Genomic DNA, 15,950 nt, shown 5'->3' with positions numbered 1-15,950 from the left:
GCGGGACCAGGGGGCGCGCCCGCCTGGTCGTCATCGACCCCCGTCGTACCCGGACCGCCGGGCTCGCCGACGAGCACCTCCGGATCGTCCCGGGTACCGACGCGCTGCTGCTCGCGGCGATGGTCCAGGTGATCCTCGACGAGGACCTGGTGGACCTCGGCGCGGCTGCGGGGCACGTCGCCGGGCTCGAGTCCCTCGGGCCGCTGGTGGCGCCGTTCACGCCGGAGCGGGTCGCTCCCCGAACCGGCATCGACGCCGCCACGACCCGCCGGCTGGCGCGCGAGCTGGCCGCCGCGGACCGGGCGGCCGTCTATGGCCGGCTCGGCACCACCGCGCAGCAGTTCGGGACGCTCACCAGCTGGCTGATCGACGTCCTCGCCGTCCTGACCGGCAACCTGGACCGCCCCGGGGGGCTGATGTTCCCGCGGGCCGCGGCAGGACAGCCCAACAGCCGGCCCGGCCATCGTCGTCCGTTCCGCCACGGCCGGTGGCACAGCCGCGTGTCCGGCCACCCGGAGATCATGGGCGAGCTCCCGGTCGTCGCCCTCCCCGAGGAGATCCTCACGCCGGGTCCGGGTCAGGTCCGGGCCCTGCTCACCTTCAGCGGCAACCCGTGCCTGAGCTCGCCGAACTCGGCGCGGTTCGCCCGGGCGCTGGAGTCCCTCGACCTCATGGTGAGCGTCGACGTCTACCTCAACGAGACCACCCGGCACGCCGACGTGATCCTGCCGGGGCCGTCCGTCCTCGAGCGGTCGCACTACGACCTGCTGCTCTTCCAGTACGCCGTCCGCAACGTCGCCAACTACTCACCGGCCGTCCTCGAGCCCGCGCCCGCAGAGCGGGTGCCGGGGGAGTGGGAGACGATGCTGCGACTCGGCGCGATCGCCGGTGGTCTCGGCCCCGCGCCCGACGTCGCCGCCCTCGACCAGGGGCTCGCCGAGGCGCTCGCCGGCCGCGCGGGCCTGGTGCCGGACGACGACCTGGTCGGGCCCGAGCGGCTGCTCGACGTGCTGCTGCGGTCGGGTCCCTACCGGCTGACGCTCGCGGACCTGCGGGCCCAGCCGCACGGGATCGATCTCGGCCCGCTGCAGCCGCGACTGCCCGACGTGCTCGCCACCGCGAGCGGTCGGGTCGAGCTCGCGCCGGCCGCGGTGGTCGACGACCTCCCGCGCCTGGAGGCGGTGCTGGACGCGCCGGCGGAGGGCTCCGAGCGGCTGGTCCTCCTGGGGCGTCGCCACCTCAGGTCCAACAACTCGTGGATGCACAACGTCGCAACCCTCAACCGGTCCGGCAACGACTGCACGGTGCAGGTGCACCCGGACGACGCCCGGCGCCTCGGGCTCGCCGACGGCGGGCTCGCCGAGCTGGTCACCCGGGCCGGGAGGGTGGTGGCCGAGGTCGAGGTGACCGACGAGGTGCCGCCGGGCGTCGTGAGCCTGCCGCACGGCTGGGGCCACACGGTGGCGGGCGCGCGGCTCGGGGTGGCGGCCCGACGAGCCGGCGTCAACGCCAACCTGCTGACCGACGACCGGCTCGTCGACGTCCCCACCGGCACCGCCGCGGTCAACGGGGTGCCGGTCGAGGTTCGCCCGGTGGGGTCTGACGAGCCCATTATTGGCAGTCTGCCAATTTCTCGTCACGTGGCCGTAACGTCCGAGGCGGTCGGCGGTTGACTCCCATGTCAGCGACTCGGGCCGACCACCGCCGCGTCCCCAGGAGGCTTCTGTGAGCCAGCCGGTCACCGCACGGCTCTCGCGCCCCCTGGTGCCGGTCGGCCAGCTCTTCGCGTTCGCGCTCGAGGTGATGCGCGGGATGTTCGTCCGCCCGTTCCAGTGGCGTGAGCTGAGCGACCAGATGTGGTTCGTCACGAGGGTCTCCCTCCTTCCGGCGATGGCGATCACCATCCCGTTCGGGGCGGTCCTCTCCCTCCAGATCGGCTCCCTGTTCAACCAGCTCGGCGCGACCTCGTTCACCGGCGCTGCCGCCGTCACGGGCATCGTCCAGCAGGCCGCGCCGGTCGCGACGGTGGTGATCGTCGCCGGCGCGGCCGGGACGGCCGTCGCGGCGGACCTCGGGTCCCGCAAGATCCGCGAGGAGCTCGACGCCCTCGCCGTGCTCGGCATCTCCCCGATCCAGCGGCTCGTCGTCCCGCGGGTGCTGGCGATGGCGATCGTCGCGGTCCTGCTCAACGGCGTCGCGACCGCCGTCGGCACCGGCGGCGCCTACGGCTTCAACGTGCTCGTCCAGGGTGGCTCACCGGGTGCCTACGTCAACGCCTTCACCGCGTTGGCGCAGCTCCCGGACCTCTGGATCGGTGAGATCAAGGCGTTCATCTTCGGCCTCATCGCCGGCATCGTCGCGGCGTACCAGGGGGTCAACGCCAAGGGTGGACCGCAGGGCGTCGGCGACGGCGTGAACCAGTCGGTCGTCGTGTCCTTCGTGCTCCTCTTCATCGCCAACACGATCATCACCGCCGTCTACTTCCAGCTCGTGCCGCCGAAGGGCCTCTGACATGGCAGAGCTGACCGACTCCGACCTCCGCGGCGCGCCGCGGCGTGCCTGGCGCGCGACCCTTGCCGGGCTCGGCGAGCTCGGCGACCAGGTCGCGTTCTACGGCAAGAGCCTCCGTGGCCTGCCGGTCGCGGTCGTCCACTACCGCCGCGAGGTGCTGCGGCTGCTGGCCGAAGTCAGCCTCGGGCGCGGTGCGCTCGTACTCGTCGCCGGCACCCTCGGCATCATCGTCTTCGAGGTGGTCGCGGTCGGGAGCGTCGTCGGCCTGGTCGGCTACCAGGGGCTGAAGCAGGTCGGCATCGAGCCGTACGTCGGGTTCCTCTCGGCCTACTTCAACACCCGCGAGGTCGCCCCGCTGATCGCGGCGAACGCGCTCGTGGCGACCGTCGGAGCCGGGTTCACCGCCCAGCTCGGCGCGATGCGGATCAGCGAGGAGATCGACGCCGTCGAGGTGATGGCGATCCCGTCGATCCCCTACCTGGTGAGCACCCGCATCGCGGCGTCGTTCATCGCCATCATCCCGCTCTACCTGGTCGGTCTGATCGGCACCTACGCCGCCACCCAGGCCGTGTCCATCCACTACTACGGACTGACCGGTGGCACCTACGACCACTACTTCACGCTGTTCCTGCCGCCGATCGACATCCTCTACTCGTTCGGCAAGGTCCTCATCTTCTCGATCCTGCTGACCCTGGTCTGCTGCTACTACGGCTTCAACGCCACCGGCGGGCCGGCGGGCGTGGGCGTGGCCGTCGGCCGGGCCGTGCGGATGGCCACCGTGCTCATCGTGGTCTCCGACTTCTTCCTCAGCCTGGCGTTGTGGGGCTCGACGACGACGGTACGGATCGCCGGATGAGCGCACGCCCGTCCTCCCGGCCGCTGCTCGGCCTCGGCTACCTCGTAGTGGTCGCGGCGCTGGTGCTGGCCTGCATCGCCGCCTACAACAAGGACCTGCCGTGGCAGGACCGCGCGGAGGTCTCGCTCGAGACCCAGCAGGTCGGACTCGGCCTGCGCGTCCAGTCCGACGTGGAGTTCCAGGGGCTCATCGTCGGGGAGGTCCGGGAGGTGACGACCGACGGCACCACCGCCAGGGTCGTCCTCGGGATCGACCCCGACCTGATGGAGCAGATCCCCGCCGACGTCGACGCCGTCGTCGTGCCCAAGACCCTCTTCGGCGACAAGTACGTCGACCTCCGCTCGACCACCGGGCCGGCCACGGGTGACACGCCCGTGCTGGAGGACGGCGACACCATCGAGCAGACCCGCACCGCGGTGGAGCTCGGGGAGATCTTCGACCGGCTGGTCCCCGCCCTGCAGACCCTCGACCCGGCCCGCGTCTCGGCCGTGCTCGGCTCGCTCGCCGACGCGCTCGACGGGCGCGGGGAGAGCATCGCCCGCACCCTGCGCAGCACCGAGACCCTGCTGGCCCGGCTGTCGCCGTCGTACGACGACCTGGTCGCCGACGTGCGGCTGCTGGCGACCACGGCGTCGGTCTATGCCGACGCGGCGCCCGACTTCCTCTCGATCCTCGACGACAGCGCGGCGATCTCCCGGGAGAACCTGGTGGCTCACGAGGACGACTTCGCGGCCGTCCTCGACGCGGCCGCGGGCACCGCGGCCCAGGCCGAGCACGTCCTGCGCCGCAACCGCGACGACCTGGTCGAGCTGAGCGGGCGGGCGCGTCCGGTCCTCGAGGTCCTCGAGCGCTACTCGGGCACCGTGCCGTGCATCCTGCGCGCGCTCGACGCGGGCAACAAGCTCGCCAACCTGGCCTCGGGTGTTCGCGGCCCCTACATCGCCCTGTCGGTCGACATGATCGTCGACCAGGCCGGCTACGACTACCCGAACGACCTGCCCACCGATCCCGGCAACGAGGCCTTCGTCGGCAACCTGCCGCCGGAGGTGCCGGGCTGGGCGCCGCACTGCCCGCTCCTGCCGAAGCGGGTGACCGCGCTCGGCGAGACGCCGCAGCCCTACTCCCAGCAGCCCTACGGGCAGACGTTCGACCTGGGCGAGCGGGCGTCCGGGGACGCCCGCGCCGACGAGGTGCGGGCGGCTCCGCCGGCACGCGAGGTGATGGCGCGGGCGATCGCCGCGGAGGCGCTCGACGTCGACCTCGCCGACGTACCGGGCTACGCCGCCCTGCTCGTGCTGCCCCTCACCGAGGGCGAGGTGACGGTCCGGTGACTACCTCCGTCCCGCCGACCCGGCTGCCCAAGAAGCGCAGCCCGATCCCGTCCTCGGCCTGGAAGATGGCCGTCTTCGCCGCGGTGACGGTGGTCCTCATCGGGCTGCTGGCCACGTTGATCGGCAACATCACCTTCACCGACAACCGGACCTACTACGCGCGGTTCACCGACGCGACCGGCGTGCTGAAGGGCGACCGGGTGCGGGTGTCGGGGATCGCGGTCGGCAAGGTCAAGGGGGTCGAGCTCGTCGAGGCCGACGACGGCCGGCAGCAGGCGATCCTCGAGTTCGAGGTGCGCGACGACGTACCGGTCCTGCGCAACGCCCAGCTGGAGCTGCGCTACGAGAACATCGTCGGGCAGCGCTACCTGGCGATCGAGGAGACCGCCGGGGACGGGGAGGAGATGCCCGAGGGCGAGACCTTCGGGGTCGACCAGACCACGCCGGCGCTCAACCTCACCGAGCTCTTCAACGGGTTCCAGCCGCTGCTGCGGGCGCTGGACCCGAAGCAGACCAACGAGCTGTCCTTCCAGATCGTGCGCGCGTTCCAGGGTGAGGCGGCGAGCATCTCGGCACTGCTCGAGGACACCGCGACCCTCACCTCGACCCTCGCCGACAAGGACGCCGTCATCGGCAGCGTGGTCACCAACCTCAACGACGTGCTCACCAGTCTCGACGTCCGCGACACCGAGCTCACGGCCCTCATCGTGGAGTTCCGCGACCTGATGGCCGGGCTGTCCTCCGACCGGAACACGATCGTCGTCCAGCTCTCGCGGCTCGAGGAGCTCCTGGTCGGCACGGAGGGTCTCCTTCGCGACGTCCGACCGCCGCTGAAGGACACGGTCCGCGGTCTGCAGCGCGTGGCCCGGGTCCTGCACGTCGATCGCGGCGTCCTCGCCGCGTCGCTGCGCGAGATGCCACGCAAGCTGCGGCTGATGGCACGGACCGGGTCCTACGGGTCGTGGTTCAACTTCTACGTCTGCGGCGCCGAGCTCCGGGTCCGGCTGCTCGGGGAGGACCTCTACCTCGGGACTCCCGCGATCTCGGCCAACGAGGCCGACTCGGTCTGTGCGGGCGCCGACGCCGTGCCCCCGAACCGGTCGGGAGGACAGGGATGAGCCGCCGCGCGGGCCGGGTGGCCTTCACCGAGCGCAACCCCGTGGTCATCGCGATCGTCGGGCTGGTCGGCATCGCCGCGACGCTGGCGCTCGTCGCCAGCTGGAACCGGCTCCCGTTCGTCGACGACAGCACGACCTACCGCGCCGAGTTCACCGACGCCTCCGGTCTCGTCGTCGGCGAGGAGGTCCGCGTGGCCGGGGTCAAGGTCGGGAAGGTCACCGACCTGCTGCTCGACGGCGACAAGGTCGTGGTCGAGTTCACGGTCTCCGGGGTGGAGCTCGGTCAGCGCACCGAGGCCGGCATCGAGGTGAAGACCCTCCTCGGTCAGCACTACCTCAGCGTGACGCCGGCCGGGGAGGACCCGATGCCCGAGCGGTCGACGATCCCGCTCGACCGCACCCGCACCCCGATCAACATCGTCCCGGCGTTCAACCGGTTGGCCGGGACGACCAAGCGGATCGACACCGACCAGGTCGCGGACGCGCTCGACTCCCTGAGCGAGACCCTGCGCCGGACCGCACCCGAGATGGACGGCGCCCTCGACGGGCTCACCCGGCTCTCCCGGACCGTCACCCGTCGCGACGCGGCGATCACCGAGCTGTTCGACCGGACCGAGCGGGTCACCGGCGTCATCGCCGAGCGCGACGAGGAGCTCGCCCAGCTGCTGACGGCCTCCGACGAGGTGCTGACGGTGCTCGACGACCGCCGCGAGCTGATCCGCGCGATCATCCGCGACACCCGCGGCCTGGCCGAGCAGGTCGCCGGGCTGGTGGACGACAACGAGGCCGCCCTGGGGCCGGCTCTGCGCGACCTGCGCAGCGTCACCAGCGTCCTGCGCCGCCACGAACGTGAGATCGAGCAGACGCTCACCTACGCGGCGCCGTACGCCCGTGAGTTCACCAACGTGGGCGGCAGCGGACGGTGGTTCGACGCGACCCTGAAGTTCCCGCGCGGCTTCGCCCTGTGCAGCACCGGTGACACGACCGACCCCGTCTACGGGCTCCTCGACCCGATCCTGAGCGCGCTCAACGGCTCGGTCAACGGCAGCGACTCGCCGTGCCTGCCGCTCGGGCCGGCGATGACCTCCCGTCTCTCCGAGGAGGGGGTGCAGCCGTGAGGAAGATGATCATCGTCAGCGTCGCCGCCGTCCTGGTGCTGGTCGGCCTGGCCACCCTGCGCCCGGCGCTCAGCGAGGACCAGCACACGCTCACCGTGATGTTCCCCCGTACGACGAACCTCTACGAGGGCGCCAAGGTCAAGGTGCTCGGTGTGCCGGTCGGCACGGTCGACGCGATCGAGGTCGAGGGGACCGAGGTCCGGGTCTCCATCTCCTACGACCCCGACGTCCGGCTGCCCGCCGACGTGCACGCGGTGATCGTGCCGCCGTCGGTCGTCGGCGACCGCTTCATCCAGCTCGCCCCGGCCTACACCGGAGGGGACGTCCTCGCCGACGGCGCCGAGCTCGGGATCGAGCGCTCCGGCGTACCGCTGGAGCTCGACGACACCTACCGGGCGCTGGACAAGGTCGCCGGCTCGTTGGGTCCTGACGGCGTCAACGACGACGGAGCGCTCTCGCGCTTCATCAGCGCGGGGGCCGACAACCTGCGCGGCCGCGGCCGGCTGCTCAACGCCACGGTGCGCGAGCTCGCCGACGCGATCGGGGTCCTCGCCGGAAGCAGCGGCGACTTCCAAGGGACCACGTCGAACCTCAACCGGCTGACGCGCCGCCTGTCGGAATCCGACGGCGTGCTGCGGAGCCTGGTCGTCAGCCTGGTCGCGGTCGCGACCGAGCTCAACGGCCAGGGCAGCGACATCACCGCAGCGGTCACCACCCTGGACCGAGCCCTGGGCCGGGTCGCCACGTTCGCCAAGGACAACCGGGCGACCCTGCGCGACAGCCTGGCCGACCTGACCAGCGTCAGCCGGGCTCTCCGACGCCACACCCGCGAGCTGGAGGAGATCTCCGACCTCGCGCCGGTGGGCCTGGTCAACCTGCTCAACACCTACGTGCCGCGCAACTGGGACCCGACCAACCGGGGCAACACCACCGTCGACGGCCGCACCGGGTCGCAGAACCTGCACGCCGCGCTGTTCGAGGACCTCAACACCCAGCTCTCCTACGCCTTCGGCGCGTTCTGCTCGGCGCTGCCGCCGGAGGCCGGCACGCAGCTGGCGCCGTTCTGCACGGCGCTTGCCGGCCTGGGCGGTGACCTGGGGGCACTGCTCCAGGAGGCCTACGACACCGAGGTCCCGCTCGACCCGAGCCCGCGCGAGGTCGCTGAACGGGAGGCCCAGCCATGAGCCGGCCGATGAACCGCACCCTGACCCTGGCCGTCGTGGCAGCGACGCTGACGTGCGTCGTCGCGACCGGCTGCGAGTACCGCGGCGCGTCGTCCCTGCCCCTGCCGGGTGGTGAGGGCAAGGACGGCTACCGGGTGACGATGGTGTTCGACGACGTCACCAACCTGGTGCCGCAGGAGACCTGCCGCGCCAACGACGTCGTCGTGGGTTCCGTCGAGTCGATCGAGCTGCGCGACGACCTCAAGGCGACCGTCGTGTGCCGCATCGACGAGGACGTCACCCTCGCCGGCAACGCCGTCGCGACGCTCCGCGAGACCAGCCTCCTCGGCGAGCGCTTCGTCGCGCTCGACCCGCCGGCCGGGGAGGGCCCCGAGGGCGAGCTGGAGCCGGGGTCGACCATCGACGAGGCGAGGACCCACGTCGTACCGAACGTCGAGATCGTTCTGGGGGCGCTCTCGCAGGTGCTGAACGGGAGCGGGCTGGAGAAGGTCGACACGATCAGCCGCGAGCTGACGGCCGCCCTCAGCCAGTCCGACCTCGGCGGGACGACCAAGGAGCTCGGGCGGTTGATCGGGCTGCTCGCCGACAACCGCGACGGCATCGTCGCTGCGCTCGACTCGGTGGACCGGCTGGCCACGTCGCTCAACGCCCAGCGCGGCGCCATCGAGGCGGCGCTCGAGGCGGTGCCCGAGGGGCTGGCGGCGCTGGACCGGCAGCGGCCCCGCCTGGTGCGGACGCTGACCGCGCTCGGCGACCTCTCCGACGTCGCCGTGCCGCTGATCCGTGACACGAAGGCCGCCACGGTGGCCGACCTCGAGCTGCTCGCTCCGATCCTCAACGACCTCGCCGACTCGAAGCACCTGCTCGCGCGGGCGCTGGAGGGGATCATCACGTTCCCGTTCCCGAGCTACACGAAGTACGTCACCAAGGGTGACTACGCCGGCATGTTCGCGACGATCGTCCTCGACATCGACTCCCTCAACCACCTGCTCGGGCGCAGCCCGGTCGGTGCGGACGTCCCCGACCTGCCGACCGACGAGCCCGCGGGCACCGACCCGGGGCTACCGGGCCTGCCCGACCTGCCGGAGCTCCCGATCGACGAGCTGCTCGACCTGCTCCCCGACCTCCAGGCTCCGCAGGCGCTGCTCAACCTGCCGGGCGGACGGCAGCGGGTCACCGGCACGACGGTCTCCGAGCCGGCGGTCGACCTCGCCTCCCTGCTGACCCTCGGAGGCACGCCGTGATCGCGCGCAGGGTGAAGATCCAGCTGGTCGTGTTCGCGGTCGTGACCCTGCTGGTGGTCTGGTACGGCGCCACCCGCTATCTCGGCGTCGGGTCGATCATCAACCCGCCGTACGAGGTCAAGATGGTCGTCGCCGACCCCGGCGGGCTCTACCCCCGCGCCGACGTCGAGCTGCTCGGCACCCGCGTCGGCCGGGTCGACGAGCTCCGGCCCGGCCCCGGCCAGGCGACCACGGTCGTCCTCCTCATCGACGACGGCGTGGAGATCTCGCGCGAGGTGCGCGGCGCCGTCGCCGCGAAGTCGGCGATCGGCGAGGGCTACGTCGCTCTCACTCCGTTGACGAGTGGCGGTGAGGTCCTCGAGGACGGCGACGTCATCGCGCTGGAGGACACCACCTCGCCGATCCCTCTCGAGCGACTGCTCGGCAACCTCGACGGCCTCGCGCGGTCGATCCCACTGGACGACCTCGAGACGCTGCTGCGGGAGAGCGAGGTCGCGCTCGCCGGGATCGGTCCGAGCCTCGGCCGGCTGGTCGAGGGCGGACGGCAGCTCGCCGAGGACGCGCTGGCCAACATCGAGGACGTCACGGCCCTGATCCGCGACGCTCGCAAGGTCCTCACCACCCAGGTCGACCTCGCGCCCGAGACCCGACAGTGGACGGCCGAGCTCGCCGGCCTGCTGTCGACGATCCGGGCCCTCGACCCGACCCTGGTGAGCCTCTACGACACCGGTCTGCGGTCCTCCACCAGCGTCACCAACCTGCTGGCCGACAACCAGCCGATCCTGCCCGTGCTCCTCGGCAACCTGATCACGGTCACCGAGATCGCCCAGGACCGGCTCCCGGGCCTGCGCAAGACGCTGACCGTGTTCCCCTGGATCCTGGAGAACCAGGTCAACAGCGCCCGCTTCTGCGACGACTACGACCCACGGACCGGCGAGGCCGTGGCCAGCACCTGCCACTACGACGACAGCGGTGAACCCATCTACACGCTCCACCTTTCCCAGCAGCTCGACAAGCTCGGGGCCCAGCGGTACGTGTCCTGCACGAAGGGCTACGAGGGGACCCGGCGCTACGACCCGCTCGGTCGTCCGGTGGACGGCGCCGGGCCGGCGCAGCCCCGCAACTCCGAGCCGAACCTGCGCGCCCACTGCGCGGCCCTGCCGACCGACCCGGTCACCCCGAACGTGCGGGGCGCGCAGAACGTCACCACCCCGGCGTTCCGGCGCCCCGGAGCGGGGCCGTCGCCGCAGCCGGACACCACGATGGTGGTCTACGACCCGGCGACCGGGCTGGTGACCGACGGCAACGCCGCGGTGCGTCTCGAGGGGAGCCGCGGCGAGGCTCCGCCGAGCGGTGACGAGGGACTGGGGTGGCTGCTCGGCCACCTCTTGGAGAAGCCGTGAGCGACGAGACGAACGACGACCTGACGGAGCCGGTGCCGGAGACGGGGCTGGAGCCGGGTCGGCCGCTGTGGCGGCGCGAGGACCTGCTCGGCTGGGCGGTCGTGGCGGTGCTGCTGGTCGCGGTCGGGGTGCTCGGCTACCTCACCTGGGACCGCGCCCGCACCGAGGACGCGCCGACCGTCGCGGACGCACCGACCGAGGTGGCGGTGACGACGGCGCGCGACTTCTTCACGCTCGACCACCGCACCATCGAGGAGGACATGGAGCGGGTCCTGGCCTCGGCGACCGGGGAGTTCGAGCAGCAGTACGAGAAGCAGTCCGCCGACCTCCGCAAGGCCGTGGAGTCGAAGAAGCTGGTGCTGACCGCCGGCGTGACCGACAACGGCACGGCGGTGGAGTACCTGGGCGAGGACGAGGCATGGGTGCTCGTGTCGGTGGACGTCCGCACCGAGGCCGACGGCACCGCGGGTGAGGACACCCGCTACCGCACCCGCCTGGTGCTGACCCGGTCCGACGACGACACCTGGCGCGTGTCCCGGTTCGAGCAGGTGGGCTGATGGCTGAGATCTCGACGCTCCAGCGCACCCTCGCCCTCGTCCTCGGCGTCGCCCTACTGGCGCTCGGCGTGACCTACCTCCGGGTCGACAACGACCCGCCCGCGCCTGCCGGCAAGGCGCCGGTGCGCGCCGACCAGGGCGAGGTCTATGTGCCGGGTTCGCTCCCCGACGACCTCGACGCGGCCGTCGAGGCGGCTGCCACCGCGATGCCGCTCGCCCTCGGCTACGACTACCGCCGCCTCGCCAAGGGCCTCGACGCGGCCACCGCCGTGATGACCGAGGACTTCGCGGAGGAGTTCCGCCGTACGTTCCAGGCGTCGGCAGCCGAGCTCGCCCGCAAGCAGAAGGCCGTCACGACGGCGACGGTCCGGGCTGCCGGGCTGGTCAGCACGGACGACGGCCACGTCCTGGCGCTCGTCTACGTCGACCAGGCCCTCGTCTCGAGCACCACGCTCGAGGACGAGGACGCTCCCGTCCGGGTCTCCCAGAACCGCGTGCTCGTCGGGCTCACCCAGGAGGACGGGGCCTGGCGGGTCGAGTCGATCGACCCGATCTGACCCTGGTGTCTCGGCCTGTCAGGGCCGGCCGGCGCGGAGCATCTCCTCGCGGGTGGCGACCTTGACCCGGGTCCGGCCCTCGGCCTCGCCGAGCGCGACCTCGTGCAGGTCGAGGCGCTCCCAGCTCTCGAACGTGGCGACCGCGACGTCACGGCCGGCGAGATAGGCGTCGACGTCGGACGGCTCGCGCAGGGGAGCGGTGGGGCCGGTGACGGCGTGGTCAGCGAGCAGGTGGCCGACCGTCTGGGCCGCGTCGCTCTTGGTGTGGCCGATGAGGCCCACCGGGCCGCGCTTGATCCAGCCGGTGACATAGGTGCCGGGGATCGGCTCGCCATCGAGGTCGAGCACCCGGCCCTCCTCGTTGGGGATGACGGCTGCACGGTCGTCGAACGGCAGGCCCGGCAGCGCGCTGCTGCGGTAGCCGACCGCGCGATAGACCGCCTGGACGTCCCAGTTGGTCACCTGGCCGGTGCCCGCGACGGAGCCGTCGCCCCGCGACTCGGTGCGCTCGGTGCGCAGGGTGGCGACGCCGTCCGGGCCGCCGAGGATCTCGACCGGGGCCTCCCCGAAGTGCAGGTGGATGCGGTGCGGCTTGCCGACCGGCTCGCGGCCCACCCAGTTGGCGAGGGTGTCGAGCACCATCTTCTGGGCCTTGTGCTGGGCGATGTGCTCCATGCCGTGGTCGTCGACGTCGAAGCCCTCCGGGTGCACGATCACCTCGACGTTGGGCGAGTGGTTGAGCTCGCGGAGCTCGAGCGGCGAGAACTTCGCGTAGGCCGGACCGCGGCGCGCGAAGACGTGCACGTCGGTCGTCGTCTTGGCCCGGAGGCCCTCGTAGACGTGGGCCGGGATGTCGGTGGTGAGCATCTCGTCGCCGGTCTTGGCGAGGACCCGGGCGACGTCGAGCGCGACGTTGCCGACGCCGATGACCGCGACCTTCTCGGCCGCGAGCGGCCAGGTCTGCGGGACGTCCGGGTGGGCGTCGTACCAGGAGACGAAGTCGGCGGCGCCGTGCGACAGGTCCTCACCCGGGATGCCGAGGTCGCGGTCGGCCATGGCGCCGGTCGAGACGACGACCGCGTCGTAGAAGTCGCGCAGGTCCTCGAGCTTGACGTCGACGCCGTACTCGACGTTGCCGAGGAAGCGCACCTCCGGCTTGGCCAGCACCCGCTGGAGCGCCTTGACGATCTCCTTGATGCGCGGGTGGTCGGGGGCGACGCCGTACCGGACCAGCCCGAAGGGCGCGGGCAGCCGCTCGAGGATGTCGACCGAGACGGCCGACCCGTTCTCAGCAGCGGCCTTGGTGAGGATGTCGGCGGCGTAGATGCCGGCCGGGCCGCCGCCGATGATCGCGACACGCAGGGGGGAGTTGCTCATGTCCTCAAGTCTGGACACGAACGGCCCGCCACAGAACGAGGTTGTGGTTGTGGGGTCACAAGGCAACCTTGGGGCGACCTTGGGTAGCCTGGGCCCGTGCTGGGATCCCGCGTGCCCGAGCTGCGCGCTCTGGAGCTGCTCACCGTCGTGTCGCGCACCGGCAGCCTCAGCGCAGCAGCGGCCGAGCTCGGCATCACCCAGCAGGCCGCGTCGTCGCGGGTCCGCACCATGGAGTCGCTGGTCGGGGCGCCGTTGCTCGACCGCACCCGGCGCGGGTCGGCGCTGACGCCGACCGGTGAGCTCGTGGTCCAGTGGTCGGCGGGGGTCATCGAGGCCGCCGAGCAGCTCGACGCGGGGATCGCGGCGCTCCGCGCAGACCGGCGCGGCCACCTGACGATCGCCGCGAGCCTGACCATCGCCGAGCACCTGCTCCCCGGCTGGCTGGTCGCCCTCCGGTCGCGCCAGCAGCAGCTCGGGCAGACGCCGACCGAGGTCACCATGACCGCGACCAACAGCGAACGGGTCGCGGCGATGGTCCTGGCCGGCGACGTCGACCTCGGCTTCGTCGAGGGCCCGGACGCCCCCGACGACCTCCAGCACCGGCTCGTCGGGACCGACACGCTCGTCGTCGTGGTCGGCCCGCAGCACCCGTGGGCGCAGCGCTCCACCCGGCGGGTCACCGCGACGACCCTGGCCGCCACGCCCCTCGTGGTGCGGGAGCCCGGGTCGGGCACCCGCACCGTGCTCGACCGGGCACTCGAGGGGCTCCCCGTCGCCGCGCCCGCGCTGGAGCTGTCGAGCACCGCGGCGGTGCGGTCCGCGGTCTCCGCGGGAGCGGGGCCGGCGGCAGTGGGGGCGCACGCGATCCGCGAGGACCTCGCGACCGGCCGGTTGGTCCGGATCAACGTCGCCGGGCTCGACCTGACCCGCCGCCTGCACGCGGTCTGGCGCGGTGGCGCGCACCCGCCCGAGGGCGCCGCCCGCGACCTGGTCGCCTGGGCCGCGGCGCGGAGGTGAGGGCCTGATGGCCGCGGTGCAGCGAGGGCAGCGGGCGTACGTCGTCGGTGGCTCGGAGGGCATCGGCCTCGCGGTCGCCCGGCGGCTGGCGGCGGCGGGTGGCGACGTCGTCGTGCTGTCGCGGTCGGAGACCAAGCTGGCAGCCGCCCTGGTGGCGCTCGAGGCCGAGCGGGACCGGCCCGACCAGGTGCTGGAGTCGCGCGTGGTCGACATCACCGACGCCGGCCAGGTCGGGCGGGTGATCGACGCGCTGGTGGCCGACGTGGGTCCGCCGGACCTCGTCGTCACCACCGCCGGCTACGCCCGACCGGGCTACCTCGGCGACCTCCCGGACGAGGACGTCACCGGCATGGTGGCGACCAACCTGCTGGGCACGGTGCACGTCGCCCGCGCGGTGCTGCCGCACCTGGAGGCCGCCGGCGGCGGCACGATCGTGACGACCTCCTCGATGGCCGGCCTGGCGGGGGTCTTCGGCTACACGGTCTACAGCGCGACCAAGTTCGGCGTCATCGGCTTCTCCGAGGCCTTGCGCCGCGAGGTCGCCCCGGCCGGGGTCCGCGTGCTCGTGCTCTGCCCGCCCAACACGCTCACCCCCGGCTTCGAGGAGGAGAACCGCCACAAGCCGCCGGAGGTGCTGGCCGCCGAGGAGAGCGTCAGCACCCTGACCCCCGAGCAGGTCGCTGAGGCGCTGCTGAAGGCACTGCGCCGCCGTCGTGGCTTCCTCGTCGTCCCCGGCCGTGACAGCCGGTTCGCCGCCTGGGCGATCCGCTACCTGCCCGTCGTCGTCGACCGGGCCCTCCGCCGTCCGACCGTCGAAACTGAGCAAAACTAGAACACGTTCCAGTATGCTCGGAAGGTGAGCAAGACGGAGTCGCTGGTCCGCGTCGGGGTGGCCTACGTGCTCGCGTTCGGCGCGGCGACCGCGTGGTTGGCGTGGGGGCCCGACACCGACCACCTGTGGTTGGACGGACTGATCGCCGACCTGGTCGCGACCCTGGTCATCTTCGTGGCCAGCAGGTGGCACAAGAACTCCAGCTTCTACGACGCCTACTGGAGCATCCTGCCGCCGTACCTCGCCGGCTACTGGGTGATCGCGAGCGACGGGGCCGGCGACGACCTGCGGACCGTGCTGGTCCTGACGGTCATCACGCTCTGGGCGGTGCGGCTCACCGCGAACTGGGTGATCTCCTTCCCCGGCCTGCACCACGAGGACTGGCGTTACCCGCTGCTGCGGGACCGCGCCGGTCGCCTCGAGATGGTCGTCGACCTGGTCGGTATCCACGTGGTGCCGACCTTCCAGGTCTTCCTCGGGATGGTGCCCGTCTATGTCGCGGTCGCCCTGACCGGCCGCGACGCCGGGTGGCTCGACCTGGTCGCGCTGCTGGTGGGGGTCGGCGCCGTCCTCCTCGAGCTCGTCGCCGACGGCCAGATGCGCCGGTTCGCCCGTGACCGCAAGCCCGGCGAGGCGATGGACCGCGGCCTGTGGGGCTGGTCCCGCCACCCCAACTACCTCGGCGAGATCTCCTTCTGGTTCTCCCTCGGACTCTTCGGCATCGCTGCTGCGCCTGAGGACTGGTGGTGGCAGATGGTCGGGGCGCTCGCGATGCTCGCGATGTTCCTCGGCGCCAGCATCCCGATGATGGAGAAGCGCAGCCTGGAGCGGCGGGCGTCGGACCC

At 72.3% G+C, this 15,950-nt stretch carries 15 protein-coding genes; 14 read left to right on the top strand and 1 reads right to left on the bottom strand.

Annotated elements, in window-relative coordinates; translation table 11 throughout:
- The 11 genes from H0487_RS10470 to H0487_RS10420 all read left to right on the top strand — a co-directional run.
- Positions 1 to 1,673: molybdopterin dinucleotide binding domain-containing protein (locus H0487_RS10470; RefSeq protein ID WP_246383325.1), on the top strand; the 1,673-nt coding region annotated here is incomplete at its 5' end.
- A 52-nt stretch (positions 1,674 to 1,725) separates the two neighbouring features.
- Positions 1,726 to 2,511 (top strand): MlaE family ABC transporter permease, encoded by a 786-nt coding sequence (locus H0487_RS10465; protein ID WP_446685561.1) that lies wholly within the window; start codon positions 1,726 to 1,728, stop codon positions 2,509 to 2,511.
- A 1-nt stretch (position 2,512) separates the two neighbouring features.
- Positions 2,513 to 3,367, top strand: a complete 855-nt coding sequence (locus H0487_RS10460; RefSeq protein ID WP_183094178.1) for an MlaE family ABC transporter permease — start codon at positions 2,513 to 2,515, stop codon at positions 3,365 to 3,367.
- On the top strand, positions 3,364 to 4,698 hold the full coding sequence (locus H0487_RS10455) for an MCE family protein (protein ID WP_183094177.1): 1,335 nt from the start codon (positions 3,364 to 3,366) through the stop codon (positions 4,696 to 4,698). Before H0487_RS10460 ends, H0487_RS10455 begins: the two co-directional genes overlap by 4 nt.
- The gene (locus H0487_RS10450; RefSeq protein WP_183094176.1) at positions 4,695 to 5,816 is read left to right on the top strand and encodes an MCE family protein; all 1,122 of its coding nucleotides are present in this window, start codon (positions 4,695 to 4,697) and stop codon (positions 5,814 to 5,816) included. The genes H0487_RS10455 and H0487_RS10450 overlap by 4 nt, the downstream gene beginning before the upstream one ends.
- Positions 5,813 to 6,934 carry an MCE family protein gene (locus tag H0487_RS10445; protein WP_183094175.1) on the top strand — a complete coding sequence of 374 codons (1,122 nt, stop codon included), beginning with the start codon at positions 5,813 to 5,815 and terminating at the stop codon, positions 6,932 to 6,934. Before H0487_RS10450 ends, H0487_RS10445 begins: the two co-directional genes overlap by 4 nt.
- Before the next feature lie 5 nt (positions 6,935 to 6,939).
- Positions 6,940 to 8,118, top strand: a complete 1,179-nt coding sequence (locus H0487_RS10440) for an MCE family protein (RefSeq protein ID WP_246383335.1) — start codon at positions 6,940 to 6,942, stop codon at positions 8,116 to 8,118.
- Positions 8,119 to 8,126: 8 nt separating this feature from the next.
- A complete protein-coding gene (locus tag H0487_RS10435) occupies positions 8,127 to 9,362 on the top strand; it encodes an MCE family protein (RefSeq protein WP_183094173.1) in 1,236 nt (411 codons plus the stop codon).
- Positions 9,359 to 10,765: an MCE family protein gene (locus H0487_RS10430; RefSeq protein ID WP_183094172.1), complete on the top strand. Its 1,407-nt coding sequence runs from the start codon at positions 9,359 to 9,361 to the stop codon at positions 10,763 to 10,765. The genes H0487_RS10435 and H0487_RS10430 overlap by 4 nt, the downstream gene beginning before the upstream one ends.
- Entirely contained in the window at positions 10,762 to 11,322 is a 561-nt protein-coding gene (locus H0487_RS10425; RefSeq protein WP_183094171.1) for an Rv1363c family protein, read from the top strand. The genes H0487_RS10430 and H0487_RS10425 overlap by 4 nt, the downstream gene beginning before the upstream one ends.
- Positions 11,322 to 11,879, top strand: coding sequence for a hypothetical protein (locus H0487_RS10420; protein WP_183094170.1), 558 nt, complete (start codon positions 11,322 to 11,324; stop codon positions 11,877 to 11,879). The genes H0487_RS10425 and H0487_RS10420 overlap by 1 nt, the downstream gene beginning before the upstream one ends.
- A gap of 18 nt (positions 11,880 to 11,897) precedes the next feature.
- Here H0487_RS10420 and H0487_RS10415 read toward each other — a convergent pair whose 3' ends face one another.
- The gene (locus H0487_RS10415) at positions 11,898 to 13,256 is read right to left on the bottom strand and encodes an FAD-dependent oxidoreductase (protein ID WP_183094169.1); all 1,359 of its coding nucleotides are present in this window, start codon (positions 13,254 to 13,256) and stop codon (positions 11,898 to 11,900) included.
- 96 nt (positions 13,257 to 13,352) lie between these two features.
- Here H0487_RS10415 and H0487_RS10410 point away from each other — a divergent pair, with 96 nt between their 5' ends.
- The 3 genes from H0487_RS10410 to H0487_RS10400 all read left to right on the top strand — a co-directional run.
- Positions 13,353 to 14,273 carry a LysR family transcriptional regulator gene (locus tag H0487_RS10410; protein ID WP_183094168.1) on the top strand — a complete coding sequence of 307 codons (921 nt, stop codon included), beginning with the start codon at positions 13,353 to 13,355 and terminating at the stop codon, positions 14,271 to 14,273.
- Positions 14,274 to 14,280: 7 nt separating this feature from the next.
- Entirely contained in the window at positions 14,281 to 15,105 is an 825-nt protein-coding gene (locus tag H0487_RS10405; protein WP_183094167.1) for an SDR family oxidoreductase, read from the top strand.
- 24 nt (positions 15,106 to 15,129) lie between these two features.
- A partial coding sequence (locus H0487_RS10400) for a DUF1295 domain-containing protein (protein ID WP_312855899.1) occupies positions 15,130 to 15,950 on the top strand: 821 nt, incomplete at its 3' end.

The organism is Nocardioides stalactiti (assembly GCF_014180715.1).
GTDB classification, from domain to species: Bacteria; Actinomycetota; Actinomycetes; order Propionibacteriales; family Nocardioidaceae; genus Nocardioides; species Nocardioides stalactiti.
This window is presented reverse-complemented; position numbering and strand designations above follow the sequence as displayed.